The 311-nt window shown below is 69.8% G+C and carries 1 pseudogene; it reads left to right on the top strand.

Annotation, left to right across the window (positions count from 1 at the left end):
- A pseudogene (locus DBR34_RS10490) lies at positions 1-311 on the top strand (lysine 6-aminotransferase); the annotation flags it as partial.

Raw genomic sequence — 311 nt, 5'->3', positions numbered from 1 at the left:
CCCGCCTTACCGCCGGCCTGGATGACGCCACGCTGGAACGCCTGGCCGCTGGCCACCCGCACCTGGTTGCCGCGATCGACGCTGCCGCCGCCGAATTCGAGCGCGTGCGCGCCGACCTGGGTGCGTTGCTGGCCGCCGACGAACGCGCCCAGATCGATGCGATGCAGGACGGTTTCGTCAATTTCTATGCCGACGACGCGGTAACCCCGTACGTCGCCCTCGCCGCCCGCGGTTCCTGGGTGGTCACGCTGAAGGGTGCGGTGCTGTATGACGCCGGCGGCTACGGCATGCTCGGTTTCGGGCATACCCCC

Source organism: Stenotrophomonas sp. HMWF003 (genome assembly GCF_003061285.1).
Taxonomy (GTDB): domain Bacteria; phylum Pseudomonadota; class Gammaproteobacteria; order Xanthomonadales; family Xanthomonadaceae; genus Stenotrophomonas; species Stenotrophomonas maltophilia_AP.
The sequence above is the reverse complement of the archived record's forward strand: the minus strand, read 5'-3'. Positions and strand labels throughout refer to the sequence as shown.